The sequence below is a fragment of the Nonomuraea sp. NPDC050202 genome (assembly GCF_040656115.1).
Lineage (GTDB): Bacteria > Actinomycetota > Actinomycetes > Streptosporangiales > Streptosporangiaceae > Nonomuraea.
Genome location: NZ_JBFALF010000030.1, coordinates 48,029 through 69,407 on the forward strand (window position 1 = coordinate 48,029; position 21,379 = coordinate 69,407).

General features: G+C 71.6%; 16 protein-coding genes. 9 read left to right on the top strand and 7 right to left on the bottom strand.

Annotated features, from left to right (window positions below; translation table 11 throughout):
- Positions 1–34 precede the first annotated feature (34 nt).
- Genes AB0I79_RS46745 through AB0I79_RS46760 form a run of 4 tightly spaced genes read left to right on the top strand, consistent with a single transcriptional unit; the run spans position 35 to position 3,803 of the window.
- On the top strand, positions 35–1,210 hold the full coding sequence (locus AB0I79_RS46745; RefSeq protein WP_357887939.1) for a CoA transferase: 1,176 nt from the start codon (positions 35–37) through the stop codon (positions 1,208–1,210).
- Positions 1,207–2,166, top strand: a complete 960-nt coding sequence (locus tag AB0I79_RS46750; RefSeq protein ID WP_357887942.1) for a CoA ester lyase — start codon at positions 1,207–1,209, stop codon at positions 2,164–2,166. Before AB0I79_RS46745 ends, AB0I79_RS46750 begins: the two co-directional genes overlap by 4 nt.
- A 57-nt stretch (positions 2,167–2,223) precedes the next feature.
- Complete coding sequence (locus AB0I79_RS46755; RefSeq protein WP_357887945.1) at positions 2,224–3,561, top strand: TRAP transporter large permease subunit; 1,338 nt, start codon at positions 2,224–2,226, stop codon at positions 3,559–3,561.
- Positions 3,562–3,575: 14 nt separating this feature from the next.
- Positions 3,576–3,803, top strand: coding sequence for a hypothetical protein (locus AB0I79_RS46760; protein ID WP_357887948.1), 228 nt, complete (start codon positions 3,576–3,578; stop codon positions 3,801–3,803).
- On the opposite strand, the gene AB0I79_RS46765 is transcribed toward AB0I79_RS46760, so the two are convergent.
- Positions 3,800–4,438 carry a TetR/AcrR family transcriptional regulator gene (locus tag AB0I79_RS46765; protein WP_357887951.1) on the bottom strand — a complete coding sequence of 213 codons (639 nt, stop codon included), beginning with the start codon at positions 4,436–4,438 and terminating at the stop codon, positions 3,800–3,802. The two genes, AB0I79_RS46760 and AB0I79_RS46765, sit on opposite strands and share 4 nt — an antisense overlap.
- A gap of 95 nt (positions 4,439–4,533) precedes the next feature.
- Between AB0I79_RS46765 and AB0I79_RS46770 the strand changes: the two genes are divergently transcribed.
- On the top strand, positions 4,534–5,319 hold the full coding sequence (locus AB0I79_RS46770; RefSeq protein ID WP_357887954.1) for an alpha/beta fold hydrolase: 786 nt from the start codon (positions 4,534–4,536) through the stop codon (positions 5,317–5,319).
- Positions 5,320–5,481: 162 nt separating this feature from the next.
- A complete protein-coding gene (locus AB0I79_RS46775) occupies positions 5,482–6,750 on the top strand; it encodes an AI-2E family transporter (RefSeq protein WP_357887957.1) in 1,269 nt (422 codons plus the stop codon).
- 60 nt (positions 6,751–6,810) lie between these two features.
- On the opposite strand, the gene AB0I79_RS46780 is transcribed toward AB0I79_RS46775, so the two are convergent.
- The 3 genes from AB0I79_RS46780 to AB0I79_RS46790 all read right to left on the bottom strand — a co-directional run bounded on the left by AB0I79_RS46780 (position 6,811) and on the right by AB0I79_RS46790 (position 9,635).
- Positions 6,811–7,983 carry an FAD-dependent monooxygenase gene (locus AB0I79_RS46780; protein ID WP_357887960.1) on the bottom strand — a complete coding sequence of 391 codons (1,173 nt, stop codon included), beginning with the start codon at positions 7,981–7,983 and terminating at the stop codon, positions 6,811–6,813.
- Positions 7,984–8,110: 127 nt separating this feature from the next.
- Positions 8,111–8,734 (bottom strand): class I SAM-dependent methyltransferase, encoded by a 624-nt coding sequence (locus AB0I79_RS46785; RefSeq protein ID WP_357887963.1) that lies wholly within the window; start codon positions 8,732–8,734, stop codon positions 8,111–8,113.
- A gap of 151 nt (positions 8,735–8,885) precedes the next feature.
- Entirely contained in the window at positions 8,886–9,635 is a 750-nt protein-coding gene (locus AB0I79_RS46790) for a glycoside hydrolase family 25 protein (RefSeq protein WP_357887966.1), read from the bottom strand.
- Between the two features lie 67 nt (positions 9,636–9,702).
- Between AB0I79_RS46790 and AB0I79_RS46795 the strand changes: the two genes are divergently transcribed.
- Positions 9,703–10,197, top strand: coding sequence for a DUF305 domain-containing protein (locus AB0I79_RS46795; protein WP_357887969.1), 495 nt, complete (start codon positions 9,703–9,705; stop codon positions 10,195–10,197).
- A gap of 97 nt (positions 10,198–10,294) precedes the next feature.
- Here AB0I79_RS46795 and AB0I79_RS46800 read toward each other — a convergent pair whose 3' ends face one another.
- From AB0I79_RS46800 to AB0I79_RS46810, 3 genes are all read right to left on the bottom strand, one after another.
- Complete coding sequence (locus AB0I79_RS46800) at positions 10,295–15,091, bottom strand: GH92 family glycosyl hydrolase (RefSeq protein WP_357887972.1); 4,797 nt, start codon at positions 15,089–15,091, stop codon at positions 10,295–10,297.
- A 164-nt stretch (positions 15,092–15,255) separates the two neighbouring features.
- On the bottom strand, positions 15,256–15,429 hold the full coding sequence (locus AB0I79_RS46805) for a hypothetical protein (protein ID WP_357887975.1): 174 nt from the start codon (positions 15,427–15,429) through the stop codon (positions 15,256–15,258).
- Positions 15,430–15,477: 48 nt separating this feature from the next.
- Positions 15,478–16,014, bottom strand: coding sequence for a hypothetical protein (locus tag AB0I79_RS46810; RefSeq protein ID WP_357887978.1), 537 nt, complete (start codon positions 16,012–16,014; stop codon positions 15,478–15,480).
- Positions 16,015–16,504: 490 nt separating this feature from the next.
- On the opposite strand from AB0I79_RS46810, the gene AB0I79_RS46815 reads away from it, so the two are divergent.
- Positions 16,505–19,297, top strand: coding sequence for a carbohydrate-binding protein (locus AB0I79_RS46815; protein WP_357887981.1), 2,793 nt, complete (start codon positions 16,505–16,507; stop codon positions 19,295–19,297).
- 168 nt (positions 19,298–19,465) lie between these two features.
- Positions 19,466–21,169 (top strand): ThuA domain-containing protein, encoded by a 1,704-nt coding sequence (locus tag AB0I79_RS46820; RefSeq protein ID WP_357887984.1) that lies wholly within the window; start codon positions 19,466–19,468, stop codon positions 21,167–21,169.
- Positions 21,170–21,379 lie beyond the last annotated feature (210 nt).

A 21,379-nucleotide genomic window follows, 5' to 3' on the forward strand; every position in this document is an offset into this window, starting at 1 on the left:
GACCTATGACATATTTCTTATAAGTTACATACCCATGACGAGCCTCGCTGACCTGCGGGTCATCGACGCGGCGACGTTGTTCGCCGGTCCCTCCGCCGCCATGATGCTGGGCGACTTCGGCGCCGACGTGATCAAGATCGAGCATCCCCGCCGGGGCGACCCCTCGCGCGGGCACGGCGCCGCCGGCCTGTGGTGGAAGACGCTGTCGCGCAACAAGCGCGCCGCGGCCGTGGACCTGTCGCGGGCCGAGGGGCAGGAGATCCTGCGCCGCCTGGCCGAGCGGTCCGACGTCCTGATCGAGAACTTCCGCCCCGGCACCCTCGAACGCTGGAACCTCGACCCCCAGGACCTCCTGGAGCTCAACCCGCGGCTGATCGTGGCGCGGATGACCGGGTTCGGGCAGTTCGGGCCGATAGCCAAGCGGCCGGGGTTCGGCACGCTGGCCGAGGCCATGAGCGGCTTCGCGGCCATGACGGGGGAGCCCGACGGGCCGCCGACCCTGCCGCCGCTGGCCCTGGCCGACGGCATCGCGGGCCTGGCCATGTCGTACGCCGTCATGGTCGCCCTGCACGCCCGCGAGCAGACCGGGCGCGGGCAGGTCATCGACATGGCGATCATCGAGCCGATCCTCGGGCTGCTCGGGCCGCAGATGAGCGTCTACAAGGCGCTCGGCATCGTGCAACAGCGCACCGGCAACCGCTCCAGCAGCAACGCGCCGCGCAACACCTACCGCACCCGCGACGGCCGCTGGCTGGCCATCTCCACCAGCGCCCAGCCCATCGCCGAGCGCGTCGTCACCCTCGTCGGCCGGCCCGACCTGGTCGAGCAGCCGTGGTTCGCCAGCGGGCACGGCCGGGTGCAGCACGTGGACGAGCTGGACGAGGCGGTCGCCTCCTGGATCGCCGAACGGGACGCCGCGGAGGTCATCGCCAGGTTCGAGGAGGTGCAGGCCGCGGTCGCGCCCATCTACGACGTCACCGACCTGGCCGAGGACCCGCAGTACGCGGCGCTGAACACGTTCGTGGAGGTGCCCGACGAGGAGTTCGGCACCCTCACCATGCAGAACGTCATGTTCCGCATGTCCGAGACGCCCGGCGAGATCCGGTGGCCGGGGCGCACCCTCGGCAGGGACACCGACGAGGTGCTCGGCGAGCTGGACTACCCCGCCGAGCGGATCGCCGCCCTGCGCGAGGACGGGGTGATCGCGTGAGCCCGCTGCTCCCCGTGACCTGGCTGTACGTGCCCGGCGACCGGCCCGAGCGGTTCGACAAGGCCGTGGCGTCGGGCGCCGACGTGGTCATCATCGACCTGGAGGACGCGGTCGCGCCCGTGCGGAAGGACGCGGCCAGACAGAACGCGGTCGCCTACCTGCGCGCCCGCCGCGGCACCCCGGGTCCGGCCGTGCACGTGCGGGTCAACGATCCGGCCACGGCCCGCGGGCGCGACGACCTGGCCGCCGTCGGGGAGCTCGCCGACGCCGTACGGCTGCCGAAGGTCGAGTCGACGGCCGTGCTCGACGCGCTCACCGGCGCGCCCGCGTACGCGCTGCTGGAGTCGGCGGCCGGGATCGTCGCGGCCAGGGAGATCGCCGCGCACCCGCGCGTGGCGGGGGTGGCGCTCGGCGAGCAGGACCTGGCGGCCGAGCTGGCCATCACCGACGAGCAGGCCATGAACCACCTCAGGCTCCAGGTCGTCCTCGCCGCCGCGGCGGCCGGGCTGCCGCCGGTGCCCATGTCCGTCTACCCGGACGTCAAGGACGAGGCCGGGCTGCTCGCCTCCTGCCGGGCGGGCCGCGCGCTCGGGCTGTTCGGCAGGACCGCCATCCACCCGCGCCAGATCCCCGCGATCAGGCGGGCGTTCCGGCCGACCGAGGAGGAGACCGCCAGGGCCGCCGAGATCGTGACCGCGGCGGAGCAGGCGGAGCAGGCGGGCCTCGGCGCGGTGGCGCTGCCCGACGGCCGGTTCGTGGACGCCCCGATCGTCGTCAGGGCCCGCCGCACCGTCGACCTGGCCCGCCGCCTCGCCGACCGCCCCGAAACCCCGCCTGGCCCGCGCGAAACCCCGCCCGGCCCGCGCGAAACCCCGCCTGGCCCGCGCGACAGCGGGCCCGGCCCAGCCGCAGCCCCACCGGGCTCATCCCCGCCCCCGCCGGAAGCCGGCGCCTGACCATCGGCCGGCGGGCCGTTCACCCCCAGCACAACCCCCCATTGGAGGTCATTCGCCATGGGAATCGCCGTATGGGCGCTCATCGCCTACATCGCCATCATCGTCGTCTGGAACGGCGTGCTGAAACGCAACATCGGTGAGGCGATGCTCATCGGTTTCGCCGGCGTGTGCCTCTTCGGCGGCACGAGCTTCTTCGACCTGGCGTGGGCGGGCATCGCCGACGCGATGGCCGAGGAGGTCGTCTTCGCCGCCCTGGCCTTCGTCTTCATGGGGTACCTGCTCACCAGGCTCGGCCTCATCCAGGAGCAGGTCACCGTACTGAACTCGATCTTCGGAAGGCTGCGCGGCGGTGCGGGATACGTCTCGACCTCCGCCTCCGCGCTGCTGGGCGGCCCCTCCGGGTCGGGCTCCGGCATCTCCGCGTCCGTCGGCTCCGTCACCATCCCCTGGATGATCCGCTCGAACTGGCGCCCCGACCTGGCCGCCTCGCTGGTGGCGGGCAACGCCGGGCTGGGCATCTCGATCCCGCCGAGCTCGTCGATGTTCCTGCTGCTCGGCTCGGCCGCCGTGGCGCCCGTGCTGACCGCCGACCAGCTCTTCGTGCCCGCCCTCGTGGGCGGGTTGTGGACGGTGGCCTACCGGTTCGTGGTGGTGTTCCTGTGGGTGCGCAGGCACGACATCGCCGCCACCGACGCGGCCGACATCGTGCCGCTGCGGGCGGCGCTGCGCGCCGGGTGGACGTCGCTGCTGGTGTACGCGGGCATCGTCGTGCCGGTGCTGATGACGCTGGACTTCGGGGTGGCGCTGATGGAGTCGCGGGTCGGCGAGGCGGCCGACGACATCAGCATCATCGTGTGGATCCCGGTGCTGACCGTGCTGGCCACGTTCGCGGTGGCGTGGAAGCGGCTGCCGCGCACCGGGCGCGCCTGGAGCGAGCTGCTCGGCGAGATGGCCCCCAGGTACGCCGTCATCGGCGCGACGCTGTTCTTCGCCTTCGCCGCCGCGGCCAGCCTGGGCGAGCTGGGCCTGGTGGACCAGCTCACCGCGATCCTGCGGGGGCTGGACGCGCCCGCGGTGGTCATCGCCACCATCGTCGGCCTGCTGCTCGTCGTCATCGCCGCGCCGCTGACCGGCACCGCCACGATCGCCGCCGTCGGCGGGGTGGCCTTCACCGCGCTGACCGCGGCCGGGATCGCCCCGGCCGCCGCGGCCACCGCCATCATGATCTTCGCCTCGACCGAGGGGGCGTCCCCGCCGGGAGCGGCCCCGATCTACATCGCCAGCGGCATCGCCCAGGTGGACCCGGCCAGGACGTTCGGCCGGCTGATCCTCTGGTTCGTCATCCCGACCCTGGTCATCGGCGTGCTGGTCGCCACCGGCGTGCTGCCGATCTGAGAGGAGCCCCCGTCATGAAGAGCGTCACCATGGTCCTGTTCAAGATCGGCCTCGTGCTGTTCCTCGTGCTCGGCGTCGCCCTGGTGCTCACCCAGGCCGCCGGCCTCGTCGCCGGCAGCCCCGGCCTGGTCTCCGGCGCGGTGTCGGCGCTGGGCATGGCGATGACCGTGTCGGCCGGGGTGACCGGGCTGCTCGGCTTCCTGATGTCGTACCTGTTCCACTGGAAGGCCGGCGAGGACTAGCCGCGCGGCACCCAGCGGGCCCCGAGCTCCTCGTCCTGCGGCGCGGGGCCGGGCAGGTCGCGGTGGGCCGGAGGGACGCGCATGGAGTCCATCATCAGCGTCAGGTAACGGTGGCGGAGCTGGGAGGCGCGTTCCTCGCCGCCCAGCTTGATCGAGGCGAGCTGCTCGAACAGCAGCGCGATGTCGGCCACCGTCACGTCCGGCCGCAGCACGCCCGCCGCCACCGCCCGGCCGTGCACCTCGACGGCCAGGGCCGAGGCCCTGGCCGCGAGCTTGCCCAGCTCCTCCGTCGGCGTGAACGTGCCCGCCAGCTTGATCGTCAGCGAGCTGGAGTCGGCGTCCACGATGCCGCGCAGGTATCCGGCGAACGCCTCCCACGGATCCCCGTCGTCGGCCAGCGAGCGCTCGCTGACCTCGATGTAGAGCCGCAGCCCGTCCCCGCACAGCTTCTGCAGCAGCGCCTCCTTGCTGGGGTAGCGGCGATACAGGGCGCTGATCCCGACGCCCGCCTTCTCGGCCACGGCCGCGATGGGGGCGCCGGGCTCGGCGGTGAAGACCGCCCGCGCCGCCTGGAGGATCAACTCGTCGTTGCGTGCGGCCTGCGCCTTGCGGCCGCTCATCGGTGCGCTGCTCATACCCGCAGTGTAAGGGAACGTAGGGTTCCGTTCTACTGTGACGTGCGGAAGCGAACCTGAAGAAGAGCGTAAGCGCGGGCCCGCACCATGGGCACATGACGAACCACACGAGCGGTTACGCCCCCGTCAACGGCCTGAACATGTACTACGAGATCCACGGCGCCGGCGACCCGCTGGTCCTCATCCACGGCTCCTTCTCCGGCATCGGCACCTCGTTCGGCAAGCTCCTGCCGCACCTGGCCAAGACCCGTCAGGTGATCGCCGTCGAGTTCCAGGGCCACGGCCGCACGGCCGACATCGACCGCCCCCTGTCGCCCCAGCTCGTCGCCGGCGACGTGGCCGCGCTCCTGGACCACCTCGGCGTCGAGCGGGCCGACCTCCTCGGCTACAGCCTGGGCTCCAGCATCGCCTTCCACGTCGCGGAGCAGCGGCCGGACCTCGTCCGCAAGCTGGTCCTGGCCTCGTTCTCCTTCAGCCCGGACGGCCTGCACCCCGGCCTGGCCGACGGCTTCGAGAGCATCCGGCCCGAGCACCTGCACGGCTCGCCCTTCCACGACGAGTACCTCCAGCTCGCACCCCGGCCCGAGGACTTCCCCGCGCTGTGCGAGAAGGTGAGCGCCCTCATGCGCGACCTCCGCGAGCCCACGGCCGAGGAGGTGCGGGCGATCGAGGCGCCCACGATGGTGGTCATCGGCGACTCCGACATCATCCGCCCCGAGCACGCCGTGGAGACGTTCCGCCTGCGGGGCGGCGGGGTGGCCGGCGACCAGGCCGGGCTGCCGGACGCGCGGCTGGCCGTGCTGCCCGGTACCACGCACGTCACGCTCGTGCACCGCGCCGAATGGCTCGCCTCCATGATCGACGACTTCCTCACGGGCTGATCCGCGCCACGTCCCGCCCTCCCGCGGGCCGCCGCGGTCCTGATCGAGACTGGGCAACCACCTCGTCCACCACGTACGCTGCGCAGGGCCACGTACCTGTCGCCGATCATGTCACCCGGTCCGGAGGAGGGCGGCGGCGACCGCAAGCCCCAGGGAGGGGACATGACGCAGCAGGAAGAGCCCCGCGTCGTGCGGGTGCTGCTCTCACCCGCGAACGTGTGGCGGGCCGCGCTCGCCGTCGTCGCGGTCCTCGCCCTGGTGCTCTTCGCGCGCTTCGTGCTGGCCGACGCGGGCGGGCTGATCGTCGTGGTGGTGATGGCCTGGTTCATCTCCCTGGCCATGGAGCCCGCCGTGGGCCGGCTGGCCCGGCACATGCGCCGCGGCGCGGCGGCGCTGCTGGTGATGGTGGCGTTCCTGCTCGTCTCGGCGATCTTCCTGTACCTGTTCGGGAGCCTGCTGGCGGAGCAGGTCGCCGTCCTGGTGCGGGAGCTGCCGGACATCCTCACCGGCGCCGTCGCCTGGGTGAACGAGCGGTTCGGCACCGACTACCGGATCGCCGACATCCTCACCTCGCTCAACCTCACCCCGCAGCAGGCCGCCCAGTACGCCCAGGACGTGCTCGGCAACGTGCTGGGCCTGGTCGGCACCCTCACCGGCGCGGTCGTCAACCTGTTCACGCTGATCCTGCTGATCTTCTACCTCTCCGCCGACGGGCCCCGGCTGCGCGTGTGGCTCGCCCGGCTCATGCCCGCGAACCTCCAGCGCGTCTTCCTCACCGTCTGGGACGTGTCGCTGACCAAGACCGGTGGGTACGTGTGGGCCAGGCTCATCCTGGCCACCGTCAACGCCGCCGCGTCGACCGTGGTGTTCCTGGCGCTCGGCATGCCGTCGTGGCTCGCGCTCGGGCTGTGGACGGGGCTGGTGGCGCAGTTCGTGCCCACCATCGGCACCTACATCGCCATCGTGCTGCCCGTGGTGGTCGGGCTCGTGTCGCCCCGGCCGTGGATCGGGCTGGCCGCGCTCGCCTGGGGCGTGCTGTACCAGCAGGTGGAGAACCTGACGCTGGAGCCGCGGATCAGCGGCAGGTCGGTGGACATCCATCCCGGGGTGGCCTTCGCGGGCGTGATCCTGGGGGCGTCGCTGTTCGGGGCGGTGGGGGCGCTGCTGGCCGTGCCGGTGGTGGCCATGCTGCTGTCGCTGATCGACACGTTCGTCGCCCGGCAGGAGCTGGTCCAGCCTGTTCCCGCGGGCCAGGCCGCCACGGCCGATCACCACACCGCGGCGCCGCCGCCGGGCGGCGTGCCACCACCCGAGCCGCCCGAGCCGCCTGAGGAGTCCGGCCCGCCTGAGGAGTCCGGCCCGCCTGAGGAGTCCGGCCCGCCTGAGGAGTCCGCGCCGGGAGCCGGGCGCGAGCGCGCCACGCCCGACTGAGCCGTCAGCCGTCGTGGCGCGAGCGCACCACGTCCGGCCGAGCCGTCGTGGCGCCCGGTCTCAACCCCGCCTGAACAGCCGCGCGCCGAGCCCGGAGATCGCGCCGGCGGCGCTGCCCGCCCAGTAGTACAGGCGCGGCGGCACGTGCGGGAGCAGCGCGGAATGCCGCTGGTTCAGCAGCGCGATCATCTCCCTGGGCGGCCGGTCGACGTACCGCGGGACGTGCTCGTACCACTGGGCGCTGCGCCGCGCCGCCCGCTGGGAGGGCCGGATCGCGGTCATGCGCTCCCGCTCGTACCCGGCCAGGGCGGTCTCGAGCTCCGGGTCCGCGTGCAGCGCGTCCACCAGGAAGGCGGCGTCGCCGAGCGCCAGGGCGGTGCCGGCGCCGATCGAGTAGTGGGTGGTGTGCGCGGAGTCCCCGAGCAGGACGAGGTTGCCGCGGTGCCAGGTGCGGTTGGTCAGGGTGCGGAAGTGCAGCCAGCGCGGGCCGCCGTCGGCCTGCGTGCGGCCGATCAGCTGATGCCCGTCCAGCACCTCCGCGAAGAGCTTCTCCAGGTGGGCCAGGCCGTCGGCCTCGTTCGCCACGTCGAGCCCGAGCCCCCGCCACGTGTCGGGCCCGCACTCGACGATGAACGTGCTGTGCTGCTCGCTGTACGGATAGCCGTAGCACCAGATCCAGCCGTGCTCCGTCTCGACGAAGGCGAAGGTGAAGGAGTCGAGCACCTTGGTGGTGCCGAGCCACATGTACGGGTTGCGCCCGACCGCGACCTCGGTGCCGAAGTGCTCGGCGTGCCGCTCGCGCAGCCGGCTGTTGACGCCGTCACCGGCCACGACCAGGTCGGCGTCGGCGACCTCCTCCTCGCCGGCGATCTCGTGCTCGTACTCGACGCGCACGCCGAGGGACTCGGCCCGCTCGGCGAGGATGGCGAGCAGCCGGCGCCGGCTGATGCCGAACCCCTTGTCGCCGTGCCCCACCGTCACCGTGGCGCGCTCGTGCAGGTGCACGACCCAGCTGTCCCAGCGGGCCGAGCTCGCGCTGATCTCGCGGGCCGACTCGGGATCGACGTCGTGCAGGTAGCCGAACAGCTCGTCCCAGTACGTCACGCCCCAGCCGTACGTCGAACCGGCCGGGTTGCGCTCGTACACGGTGATGTCGTGGTCGGGGTCCACCCGTTTCATCAGGATCGAGAAGTACAGGCTGGCGGGCCCGCCACCGACGCACGCGACCTTCACAAGAGCTCCCCGCTATACGAAAAGTAAGCAATCCATAACGGAGAGTAGCAGTCGGTGGCGTTGTGGCACAGGAGGGCACCGCCGTGTCGCCCGGCTCGCCCATCGGGCCCGTCGGCTGGGCCGTCGGCTAGCCGGTCACGACGGCGCGCACCAGCCGGCACAGGTCGGCAGGGCGCAGCCCGTCCTGGCGGCGCCACAGCTCGGGATCGACGCAGCCGGCCTGCCGCACGTGCTCCACCACCTCCAGCCCGTGCTGCTTGAGCAGCGACGACACCTCGTCGGGAGCGAAGAACGACAGCCACGGCTCGCCGCGGTCGGCGGCGGCGGCCAGGGCGAACGAGGCGTATTCGGCGCCCCGCTCGTCACGCAGGCCGGGCGCGGCCATGAGCTCGCGTTTCCATTGCTGCGTGGCGGGGTGATCGACCTCGATCACCCGCGTGGGCGGCCCGCCCGGCGCGCGCCTGAGCGCGAACGTGTCGAGCCCCGCGCCCAGCACCACGTACTGCTCGAAGCGGTTGCCGAGCCGGCGCTCGGTGTAGGCGGCGCGGGCGGTCACCTGGGCGCGGGTGCCGGAGAGCACGATGTGGCCGCCGTAGGCGCGGTGGTAGCCGACGAGCTCCTCGGCCTGGCCGCCCAGGAGGGTCGCGGCCAGGGTGTCGCGGAAGATGTACGGCTCGCCGTCCACGACGAGGTGGGCCGCGCGGGAGGCGGCCGCCATGATCGCGGTCTGGCTGGGTCGCGCGTCTCGCATGTGCGGGCGTTCCTTTCCTGGGGGAGTGGAACGCCGATGCTAAATGCAATTCGCGAGATTATGAATTCAGCATAGCAGCCGAAAATAAATTCCCCGTTCCCGGGAAATCAATAACTGATAACGGCTCTTTCCGTGCCTTTCGGCGGGGCCGTCAGGGGCTGAGGTTGGCCAGGCGTTCGAGGGCCGCCAGGTCGCCGGCGAAGACGTTCTCGTCCACGTCGTGGTCCGGCAGCCCCGCCACCCGGGCAGAGTCGGTGAACTGCCAGAAGTCCCAGCCCGTCCCGCCGGGAAGGGGTGCCGGCGGGGTGCGGCCGTAGCGGGCGAGCCGGACGCGGTGCTTCCCGAGCGCCGTGCTGCCCGCCATGCACCGGTCGACGAAGCTCTTCTGCGTGTACACGGTGGGCGCGACGCCGGTGACGCTCTCCACCCGGCCGATGAAGGCCAGCACCCGCCGCACGAGGACGGCGGGCTCGGCTCCGCACGCGCCCTCCACGTCCACCTCCAGCGGCAGCTCGTACGGGTGCGTCCCGTCGAGGCCCTGCCCGCGCACCGTGTTCAGGAAGTGGTCAGCCTGCGCGACGCCGTCCTGACCGTGCACGAAGTAGTGGTAGGCGGTGTGGATCAGCTTCACGCGGCGCGCCCCGGCCAGATCGCGGGCGAACCACGTGTTCACCCACTTGGTCCGATGACCCTCGGTGGCCTTGATCGAGACGAACTTCTGCCCGCTCGCCGCCAGCGCCCGCCAGTCGATCGCCTGCTCCTTCGGATGGTTGTGCCCGGAGATGTCGATGCCGTGCACGGCGTAGTCGGCGGGCCCGGCCGTGGCCCGGGCGGGAGAGGCGGGCAGGAGGGCGCAGGTGAGAAGAACCGGCGGGACCGCACCCCGCCATCGTGATGACATCGGGTAATCATAGAACTACGTGGCGTGCCGATCGAACCATCGGGCAATGGCGTGCGTACCTCAGCACATGCGTTGGAAGACGGCAATCGTGGCGCTGCTCGGCCTGCTCCTGGCGGCGGGCTGTGCCGCGGCGGCGGAGACGGAGAAGGCGTACGCGCAGGCGGACGTGACCTTCAACCAGGAAATGATCACGCATCACCAGCAGACGATCCAGCTCGCCGAGGCGGCGGCCGGCCGGGCGGGCAGCTCGTACGTGCGCGACCTCGCCGGGAAGCTCATCCCGGCGGAGCGGGCGGACATCGCGATGATGGAGTCCTGGCTGCGCTCCTGGAACGAGACGGTGCCGGTGAAGCCGGTCGCCGCCATGGGTACGGACCTGCCCGAAGGCGACGGCTTCGACCGCGCGTGGCTCAAGGCGCTGTCGGAGCACCTGCACCACGGCGTGATGATGGCCGAGACCGTGCGGACCTCCGGCAGGCACGGCCCCACGCTGGAGCTGGCCGGGAAGATCATCCAGGTGCAGAACGCGGAGCTGAAGGAGATCGGCGAGCGGCTGGCATGACACGGCGTTCCCCCGGGGACGCCGAGCGCTTCCGAGCAGCGGCGGGTCAGCCGGGGGCGTTGCCCGGGGACGTCGAGCGCCCCCGGGCAGCGACGGGTCAGCCGGCCGGGCGCTGGACCTCCAGCCGTACCCTGGCCAGCCAGGCCCCCCAGCCGTCCTGCGGCCGGCTGTCCGCGATGCGCAGGTAGAACGTGCGCCCCTCGGCGAGCTCGACGGTGCGCTGCTCCCGGTTGGACAGGTCGCGGACGTTGGCGTTCTCCTGCAGCACCGTCCGCCAGCTCTGGTTGTCGGAGGAGACCTGCACCAGGAACTGGTTGCCGATGTCCAGCGTCAGCGAGCCCGCGCTCGTCCCGGCCGGCAGCTCGAACCGGTAGACGGCCTGGCTGTCGCCGTCGGTGAAGCGGGCCCGCCCGTCGTGCACCTCGCCGTCGAGCTGCGAGCCGTCCTCGTCGAGCAGCCAGGGCTCTTCGGCGGGGGTGCCGGGCGTGAACTCCACGCTGTCGCCCACCACCGTGACCGTCACCTGCTCACTCGCCGTGCCCAGGCCGGAGACCGCCGACAGCCGTACCGGATGGCTGCCGGGAGCCGCCGTGGCCGGCACCGTCACCCGGAACGGCACCACCTGCGAGGCGCCCGCCGCGAGCGGCCCGAACGCGGCGGAGCCCGGCTCGACGGTCCAGCCCTGCGGCCCGGTCGCGGTCAGCTCGCCGCCGGCGGGCCGGTCGGCGTGGTTGGTCACGGTCACCGGCAGCGTCACGGTCTCCCCGGGTGCGGCGAAGGCCCCGCCGGCCTCGGCGACCACCGGCGACGTCTCCGGCCCCGCCGGTGCGAGCAGCTCGATCTCGGCCAGCGACGCCGGTGACGCCAACGCCGAGGGTGACGCCAACGCCGCGGGTGGCGCGGGTGACGTCCCGCCGGAGACGGTGAACCTGATCCGGTAATGGTCGTACGCCCCCGGCTTGGCGATCTTGAACGGCCGGGTCTGCAGCCGCCACGGGAAGCTCTCGCCGGACCGCTCATCGAGCACCTGCCACGACTGGCCGTCCGCGGAGCCCTCCAGCACCCAGCCGGCCGGGTCCTGGCCCGCCTGCGCGCCCGAGGTGAGCGTGTAGAAGCTCACCCGCCGCTTGCCGGGCAGGTCGTAGCGGACCCACTCGGGCAGGTCCGCCCGGGTGGCCGAGCTGTCGTCGAACAGCGCGCTCACGTCGGCGCCGCCCGCGCCCGACGCCGTGCCGCGGCCCGGGCCCGTGACGTCGCGCAGCGGCGCGGGGACGCGGTCGTCGCGGGTGATCGAGGGCGGCGCGGCGTCCTCGCCGGTGCCCCATCGCGACGGCCTCGGCCCCATCTCGAACACCAGCTCGCCGCCCTTGGCGATCAGGTCGTGCGGCAGGTACGTCTTGCCGTACGGCCTGCCGTTGACCTTCAGCCCCTGCACGTAGACGTCGCGCTCGCTGTTGCCCGGCGCCCTGATGACCAGCTTCCTGCCGTTCTCCAGCCGCACCGTCGCCTTCTTGAACAGCGGCGAGCCGATCGCGTAGTACGGGCTGCCCATCTGCAGCGGGTAGAAGCCCAGCGCGCCGAACACCTGCCACGCCGACATCTCCCCGTTGTCCTCGTCGCCCGGGTAGCCCTGGCCGATCTCGCTGCCCAGGTACAGCCGCGACAGCGCCTCGCGTACCTTGGCCTGCGCCTTCCACGGCTGGCCGGCGTAGTCGTACATGTAGGCGATGTGGTGCGAGGGCTGGTTGCTGTGCCCGTACTGGCCCATGCGCACGTCCCTGGCCTCGCGCATCTCGTGGATGATGCCGCTGTACGAGCCGGGGAACAGCGCCGTCTCCCGCGTGGCGAAGAACGTGTCCAGCTTGTCCGCCAGCTTGCCGGCGCCGCCGTACAGGTTGGCCAGGCCGCGGCCGTCCTGGGGGACGTGGAAGGCCATGTTCCAGCCGTTCGTCTCGGTGTAGTCGAAGCCCCACGTACGCGGGTCGTAGGCGCCCGGCTTGCGGCGGAACGACCCGTCGGCGTTCCTGCCCTGGAAGAAGCCCGTCGCCGGGTCGAACAGGTGCACGTAGTTCAGCGCCCGGTCACGGAAATACTCGTACTCCTCCAGGTAGCGGGCCCGCTTCGCGCCCGTGGAGCGCCCGGCCAGGGCCTTGGCCATGTTCGCGATGCCGAAGTCGTTGATGTAGCCGTCCATCGCCCACGACATCGCCTCGCCCGTGGACTGGATGGTCGTGTACCCGAGGAACGTGGAGGTGGCCAGGCCCTTGCGGCCCACGTTCCGGCTGGGCGGCACGACCGTGGCGTTCTTGACCGCGGCGGCGTACGCGGCCTCGGCGTCGAACCCCGGCACCCCCTTCAGGTACGCGTCGGCGAAGGCCACGTCGGAGCTGGTGCCGACCATCAGGTCGGCGTACCCCGGCGACGACCAGCGCGCGATCCAGCCGCCGTCCAGGTACTGCTGGACGAACCCGGCCGCCATCTCGCCGGCCGCCTCCGGCGTGAGCAGCGCGTACGCGGGCCACGTCGTCCGGTAGGTGTCCCAGAAGCCGTTGTTGACGTAGACCTTCCCGTCCGCCACCCGCGCGCCCGTCTCGGTCGGCGTGCTGGGCGGGGTGCCGGTGGCCGACTGCACGGCGTGCCGGTAGAGCGGCGCGGCGGCGGTGCCGGTGTTCTCGAAGCCCGAGTTCGGATACAGGAACAGCCGGTACAGGTTGGAGTAGAGCGTGACGAGCTGGTCCCTGCTCGCGCCCTCCACCTCGATGACGCCCAGCTTGGCGTCCCACGCCCGGCGCGCCCGCTCGCTCACCGCCTCCAGCGTGTCGGAGGCGGCGATCTCCAGCTCCAGGTTCCTGCGCGCCTGCGCCACGCTGATCAGTGAGGACGCGATGCGCATGGTCACCGTACGCGTCGGGCCGGCGTCGAAGGCGAGGTAGCCGAGCACGTTGTCGCGGCCCTGCCCGGTGAGCTTGCCGCCGCCGGTGACCGGGCGGTCGAAGACGGCGTGGAAGAACATCCGCGTGGCGCCCGTGGACAGGTCGCTGCGCACGTCGGAGTAGCCGGTGACCACCCCGGCGGCGACGTCGAGCGTGAGACCGCCGCTGTTGTTCACGTTGTCGAAGATCAGCTTCGCCGCGGAGCCCGGGAACGTGAAGCGGGCCAGCGCCGCGTGGTCGGACGGGGCGATCTCGGCCTTGATCCCGTTGTCGAACGTGACCGCGTACAGGTGCGGGCGGGCGACCTCGCGCTCGTGCCGGAAGGGCAGCGCGCGGGCGGTACGCGACGGGTCCGGCGTGCCCTCGGCCGCCGACGGCATGAACTGGAACGTCTGCCGGTCGCCCATCCACGGGCTCGGTTCGTGGCTGGCGGTGAACGCCTGGATCTCCGGCTGGTTGGCGGCGTTGTTGGCGCGGTGGTACTCGTACAGCCAGCTGGTCGAGCCCGCGTCGGTCATCGGCGTCCAGAAGTTGAACCCGTGCGGGACCGCCGTGGCCGGGAAGTTGTTGCCCCGGGAGAAGCCTCCGGTGGAATGGGTGCCGCGGGTCGTCACCACGTGGCCGGCGTAGCCGCTGCCTTGGTGCGGCGGGCGCCCCTCGTACGGTTGCCGCCTGCGCTCCGAGACGATCCTGATGTCGTCCACCCAGCCCCGGAACCCGGCCATGCCCGCCGGGCTGTCGTAGGCCACCAGGATGCGGCTGATCCGCTTGCCCCTGGCCACCCGGCCGATCTCGGCGCGCTTGAAGTTCCACTGGTCGGCGTAGAGAGTCTTGGACTCGCCCTGCTCCCTCGGGGCCAGCCGGACGCCGTGCTGGTCCACGGCCTTCAGGTCGCTGAGGTAGGTGCCGTCGTCGAAGGCCAGGTCCACCGAGACGTACGTGCTGGGGTAGCGCAGGTCGGCCGCCGTGAACTCGGGGAAGACCAGGTACGACAGCTCCGTGGTGGACGTCACTGGGAGGTCCACCTCGAACACCTTGTTCAGGGAACGGCCGCCGGACGCGGAGGTGGTGCTGCCCGCGTACTGCAGGGCCCGCAGCCCCGTGAAGCCGGCGCGCGGCTTGGAGACGAACCCGCCCGTCGGGCCCGTGCCCACCTGGCTGCGCATGTCGCTGGGCGGCCGGGGGCCGCTGCTGCCGTCCGACAGCTCCCACTCGGCGAGCTGCAGGGTCGAGCCGTCGCCGACGCGGGTGACGTTCAGCCGGTAGTGGGCGTAGGCGGTGGTGTTGCCGAAGCGGTACTCCTTGCGCTGGTGGCGGGCGGTGAACGTCTCGCCGGTGCGGGTGTCGAGGGTGGTCCAGGCCCGGCCGTCCTGCGAGCCCTGCAGCTCCCAGTCGCGCGGGTCGCGCTCGGGGGCGTCGCCGGCGGAGGTTAGCGCGTAGTGCACGACCGCGACGGGCTCGGACAGGTCGTACTGCGCCCAGCCGGTGCCGGTGAACACCAGCCACTTGGTGTTGGCGTCGGTGTCGGCCAGGTTCTCCTTCACCTCGCCCGCGGCCGCGTACTCGCCGCTGGCCCGGACCTCGGCGATCTTGTCGGTGATGCTGCCCTCGATGCCGCCGGGCAGGGTTCCGGTGACGTTCTCGGCCTTCTCGGCCGTGTTGAGCCACGTCGGCTGCGGGTCGCCGTCCTCGAAGGAGGAGGCGAAGGCCGCGCCTTCCGCTCTGGCCAGCTCCTGGCCGTCACGTGCGGCCCTGCGTGCCTCGCCGGCGGGCGGGGCCGGCTCGGCCGCGGCCGGGCCGGGCGGCGGGCTGTAGGAGGGGCCGGGGGAGGGGGTGCCCGAAGGGCCTGGGTTGGGAATGGGCTCCGGACCTTTCTGTGCGGTGAGCGCGGCGGTGGCGGGAGCCGCGAGGGCGAGGGCGATGAGGGGGGATAAGAGTGCTGTCAGGACGGATCGCTTCATCGAGGACCTTCCCGCAGGTCAGCAGGCCAGTACCAACAAATCTGACAACGTTGTCAACCCCGATCTGGTATGAAAGTTTCACCCGGGAGGCGCGCTGTCAAGGCAGCGCTGTCATGTTGCGCTGTCATGGAGCGCTTCGGCGGTTGGCGGCGATATGTGGGTACTCACCCTGGCCGGTGCAGGGAGGTGCCATGGCCGACAGTGGGCTGCTGCCGGCCGGGCCTGGCGCCCGCGTCCTCCTGATCGGCAACGGCCGTCACGGGCCGGGGGCCCGGCTGCCCGACCTGCCCGATGTCGCCCGCGCTGCCCGAGACGCCACGGTAGATCCTGCCGTCCATCACACGATGCCGCAGCCGGCGCCGGAGCCGATCTTGACGAGCAGGAAGTCACCGACCTGGCGGGCCCCCGGCGTGATCGGCGGTGCCACCGGGACACCCTCGGCGAAGCTCACGGGCCCGGCATCCCGATTCCGGCGCCGTGCAGCTGGGTGTGGAGCCCTGCTCGCGCAGCTTCCCGGCCAGGCCGAGCACCCGGTCGAGAACCTGCTCGGGGCCGAGGCGGATGTCGCGCGGCTGGCTCAGATGCCCGAGCACGCGCAGTTCCCCGGCGGCGACGTCCACGTCGACCGAGGTGGCGCCGATGCCGATGCCGGCGAAGCGGGTGTTGTGCGGCAGCCGTACCTGGCCGGAACGGCGCTCGCCCCGGGAGGCGGCCAGGCCGTCGGGCTCGGCCAGTCCCAGCTTCACGAGCCGGTCAAGTTCGGTGTTGAGCTTGGAGCGCGACATGCGTCTCGGGTACGGGAACGTCGGCGACCCGGCGGGCTCGGTGGTGATGTCGGCGAGTTCGGCCCGCGACCGGGGCCCATCGCGCAGCAGGCGCAGCAGCGTGGCCTGGTGCGCGTTCTCCGGCCGGTGCGACTTCACCCGCCCTCCTTGATGGGCGCTTGCTCGGGACGTTCGTCGCCGAACATACCCCGCTTCGCGCTCGCGAGGAAGACCTTATCGCCGTTTGTTCAGGACTTATTCTTGGCCGTGATGAAAGTCGGGGTAGTACGGGTGAAAATCTGGACAACATGCAGGTAACAACCTACTCTTGCGGCACAACGAGCCGCATGGATTGCCGAAAGTGGCCGGAGGTGCAGCATGAGAGCGACCTCGCCACCCCGCACCGTTCGCCACACCTTTGATCACATGTTGTTCTGGATGGGGAAGATCGGAGCCGGCCGGGCGGACGCCGACCACCCTGCCGGCCCGGCCCCGCTCATCGCGCCGGAGGAGACCGGCGGGCGCTGACGGTACCAGCGCCCGCCGGGTACCGACTCCGTCCGGCCGATGAGCGGGGCGTCCCCCGTCGTTGGCGTGATCGGCGCACGCCTGTCTGCCATCTCGACGACAGGAAGCGGGATCACCGATCATGTTACGAAGACTGGCCGGATGCGTTGCCGTGGTCATGGCGGCCTTCGGTCTCATCGCGCCGTCCCCCGCGGAGGCGGCCGGCTACACCCAGGTGACGCTGGCCAAGGGCGTCGCCGAGACCGGCGAGCCGATGGGCCTTACCGTGCTGCCGAACCGAGGTGTCCTGCACACCTCGCGCGAGGGCACGATCCGCTACACCGACCCGCTCGGCAACACCAAGGTGGCGCTGACCATCCCGGTGTACACGCACGACGAAGAGGGCCTGCAGAGCATCAAGGCCGACCCGAACTTCGCCTCCAACCGCTGGGTCTACGTCTACTACGCGCCGCCGCTGAGCACCCCCGCGGGTGACGCGCCCGCCACCGGCACCGCCGCCCAGTTCGCCCCATTCAACGGCGTGAACCGGCTGGCCCGGTACACCGTCAACGCCGACCACACCATCAACGCCGCCTCGGCGGTCACCATCCTGGACGTGCCCACCAGCCGCGGCATGTGCTGTCACGTGGGCGGCGACATCGACTTCGACGCGGCCGGCAACCTGTACCTGTCGACCGGCGACGACACCAACCCGTTCGACTCCAGCGGCTACACGCCCATCGACGAGCGGGCCGATCGCAACCCCGCCTACGACGCGCAGCGCACCTCCGGCAACAGCAACGACCTGCGCGGCAAGGTGCTGCGGATCAAGCCGGGCGCCACCGGCGGCTACACCATCCCGGCGGGCAACATGTTCGCGCCCGGCACCGCGAACACCCGGCCCGAGATCTACGCCATGGGCTTCCGCAACCCGTTCCGGATGAGCGTGGACCGCGCGACCGGCGTCGTCTACCTCGGCGACTACGGGCCGGACGCCGGCACCGCCAGCCCCAGCCGAGGGCCGGCGGCCTCGGTCTCCTTCGAGCGCATCACCCAGCCCGGCTTCTACGGCTGGCCGTACTGCTCGCAGTTCAACGTGCCCTACATCGACTACACCTTCCCGTCCGGGCCTTCGGGGTCGGCGTTCAACTGCGCCGGCGGGCCGGTGAACAACTCGCCGCGCAACACCGGCATCACTCAGCTGCCCGCCTCCCGGGCGGCCTGGCTGCCGTACGGCGCCGGGCAGGACCCGCCGGCCCTGTGCTGCGGCAGCCTGTCGCCGATGGGCGGCCCCGTCTACACCTACAACGCCGCGCTCGCCTCGGACGTGAAGTTCCCGCAGTCCATGAGCGGCAAGGTCTTCCTCGGCGAGTTCGGCCGGCGGTGGATCAAGACGGTCACCGTGACCTCCTCCGGCGGCGTGGGCACCATCGAGTCGTTCCCTGCCTTCACCGGCACCCAGGTCATGGACCTGGAGTTCGGGCCGGACGGCGCCCTCTACGTGCTGGACTACGGCACCGGCTGGTTCGGCGGCGACGCCAACTCGGCCGTCTACCGCATCGAGTACAACGCCGGTACCGGCCAGGCCCCGGTCGCCGCCGCCGGCGCCACCCCGAGGTCGGGCAACGCGCCGCTCACCGTGCAGTTCAGCTCGGCGGGCACCAGCGACCCGGACGGCGACGCGATCACCTACGCCTGGGACTTCACCACGAACGGCAGCACCGACTCCACCGCCGCCAACCCGTCGTTCACCTACACCTCCAACGGCCAGTTCACGGCGACGCTGACGGTGAGCGACAGCACCGGCCGAAGTTCCACCGCGAGCGTCGTCATCAGCGTCGGCCAGCCCACGGTCACGCTCACCCAGCCGCCCAACGGGCGGGTGTTCGCCTTCGGCGACGCGATCCCGTTCCAGGTCAGCGTCACCGATCCGAACGCGCCGACGATCGACTGCTCCCGGGTGCGGGTGACCTACATCCTCGGCCACGACAGCCATGGCCATCCGATCACCAACGCGACCGGCTGTTCGGGCACCATCCAGACCACCGAGGACGGTGAGCACGACGCCGCGGCCAACATCTTCGGCGTCCTGGACGCCGAGTACATGCCGGCCGGCTCGACCATGCCCGTGCACGCGCCGCAGACCGTGCTGCAGCCGCGCGCCCGGCAGGCCGAGCACTTCGGCGCGCAGCAGGGAGTGGCGGTCCTGCCCAAGCCGTCGGCCGACGGCGGCAACGTGGTCGGGAACGTGGAGAACGGCGACTGGATCTCCTTCACGCCGTACAACCTGACCGGGGTGACGTCGTTCACGGCGCGCGTCGCGTCGGCCGGCGTCGGCGGCACGCTGACCCTGCGGGCCGGTTCGGCGACCGGGACGGTCATCGGCTCGGCCACCGTCGCGCCGACCGGCGGCTGGGAGAACTGGGCGAACGTCACCGGCACGGTGACGCCGCCGTCCGGGACGCACACCCTCTACCTGGTGTTCACCGGCGGCGCGGGAGCGCTGTTCGACGTCGACTCCTTCTCCTTCACCAGTGGGACGGAGCAGACGAACCTGGCGCTGAACAGGCCGGCGACGGCTTCCAGCGTGGAGTCGGCCGCCTTCCCGGCCTCGGCCGCCGTGGACGCCTCCGCCACCACCCGCTGGTCCAGTGCCTTCTCCGACCCGCAGTGGATCCAGGTGGACCTGGGCGCGACCCGCACGGTCAACCGGGTGCGGCTGGTATGGGAGACGGCCTACGGGTCGGCGTACCAGATCCAGACCTCGCCGAACGGGACGACCTGGACCACCGTCAGGTCAGTTACGGGCGGCAACGGCGGTGAGGACGACAACACCGGCCTGAACGCCTCCACCCGCTACCTCCGCGTCTACGGCACGGCCCGAGGTACGGCGTGGGGCTACTCCCTGTTCACCTTCGAGGTCCACGGAAGCTGACCCGTCCGGCCAAGAAGGTGACAATGAGGTCGGACGACCGAATGGACCCTGGCACGACGCCGACGGCGAGCCGCTCAGCCCCGCCTCGGTGATCATGCGACGACCGGGCGCCCGTGCCCCGCGCGGACGCCCGGTCGCCGGCACCGCACCGCCGCAACTGGAGGATCCATGCGCAGACTGTTCGCCGGCCTGGGCGCCGCCATCGCCCTGGCCGCCTGCACGATCTACGCGCCGGCGGCCGTGGCCGCCGACGCCCCCTACGACGTCCTGGTCTTCTCCAAGACCGCCGGATTCCGGCACGACTCCATCCCGGCCGGTATCCAGGCGATCAGGGAACTCGGCGCGGCCAACAGCTTCACCGTCACCGCCACCGAGGACGTCGGCGCGTTCACCACGGCCAACCTCGCCCAGTACGAGGCCGTCGTCTTCCTCAGCACCACCGGCGACGTGCTGAACGCCGGTCAGGAGACGGCGTTCGAGTCCTACGTGCGCGGTGGCGGCGGCTACGTGGGCGTGCACGCCGCCGCCGACACCGAGTACGCCTGGCCCTTCTACGGCCAGCTCGTCGGCGCCCACTTCGCCAGCCACCCGGCGATCCAGCAGGTGAACTCCCCGACCCAGAACCGGGCCCACCCGGCCACGGCGCACCTGCCGCAGGTCTGGACCCGTACCGACGAGCTGTACAACTACCAGACCAACCCGCGCTCCTCGGCCCGCGTCCTGGCCACGCTGGACGAGTCGTCCTACTCAGGCGGCTCCATGGGCGCCGACCATCCGATCACCTGGTGCAAGCCCATCGACGCCGGCCGCTCGTTCTACACCGGCTTCGGCCACACCCAGTCGTCCTACGCCGAGCCGGCCTTCCGCTCCCAGCTCCTCGGCGGCATCCGGTACGCGGCCAAGCGCGCCCACGCCGACTGCCGGCCCGAGACCGGCTACACCACCCTCTACAACGGCTCCACCAGCGGCTGGTCGCAGTCAGGCCCCGGCAGCTTCAGCAACGCCGACGCCACCTTGACCTCCGTCGGCGGCATGGGCCTGTTCTGGTACAACGCCAAGCAGTACACCTCGTACTCGCTGAAGGCCGATTGGCGGCTCACCGGCGACAGCAACTCCGGCGTTTTCGTCGGCTTCCCCAACCCCGGCAGCGACCCGTGGGTGGCGGTCAACCAGGGCTACGAGATCCAGATCGACGCCACCGACACCCCCGACCGCACCACCGGCTCCATCTACGGCTTCAAGTCGGCCGACCTCGCGGCCCGCGACGCGGCGCTCAACCCGCCGGGGGAGTGGAACACCTTCGAGCTCCTCGTCGAAAGCCAGCGCATCCGGGTCTACCTCAACGGCTCCCTGGTCAACGACTTCACCAACACCGATCCGAACCGCAACCTGGACGGGTACGTCGGCATCCAGAACCACGGCAGCGCCGACCAGGCCGCCTTCCGCAACATCCGCATCAAGGAGCAGGGCATCCAGCCGCCCGTGACGAATCTGGCGCTGAACAGGCCGGCGGCGGCCTCCAGCGTGGAGTCGGCCGCCTTCCCGGCCTCGGCCGCCGTGGACGCCTCCGCCACCACCCGCTGGTCCAGTGCCTTCTCCGACCCGCAGTGGATCCAGGTGGACCTGGGCGCGACCCGCACGGTCAACCGGGTGCGGCTGGTATGGGAGACGGCCTACGGGTCGGCGTACCAGATCCAGACCTCGCCGAACGGGACGACCTGGACCACCGTCAGGTCAGTTACGGGCGGCAACGGCGGTGAGGACGACAACACCGGCCTGAACGCCTCCACCCGCTACCTCCGCGTCTACGGCACGGCCCGAGGTACGGCGTGGGGCTACTCCCTGTTCACCTTCGAGGTCCACGGAAGCTGACCTGCTCCGCCGCGGCCGGGGCGCTTGCCGGCCGCGGCGCAGTCGGGCGAGATCACCCGCGCCAGGTCATGCTCCATGACGTCAGATAAGACCTCGTGGGCCGCCAGAGCAACAGCGACGCCTGGTGCATCAAGACGCCTGGTGCATCAAGAAGGCCGCATACAGCCACGCCGGTTAGCGACTCTGTGGCTGGGGGACGGGTGCGATGAC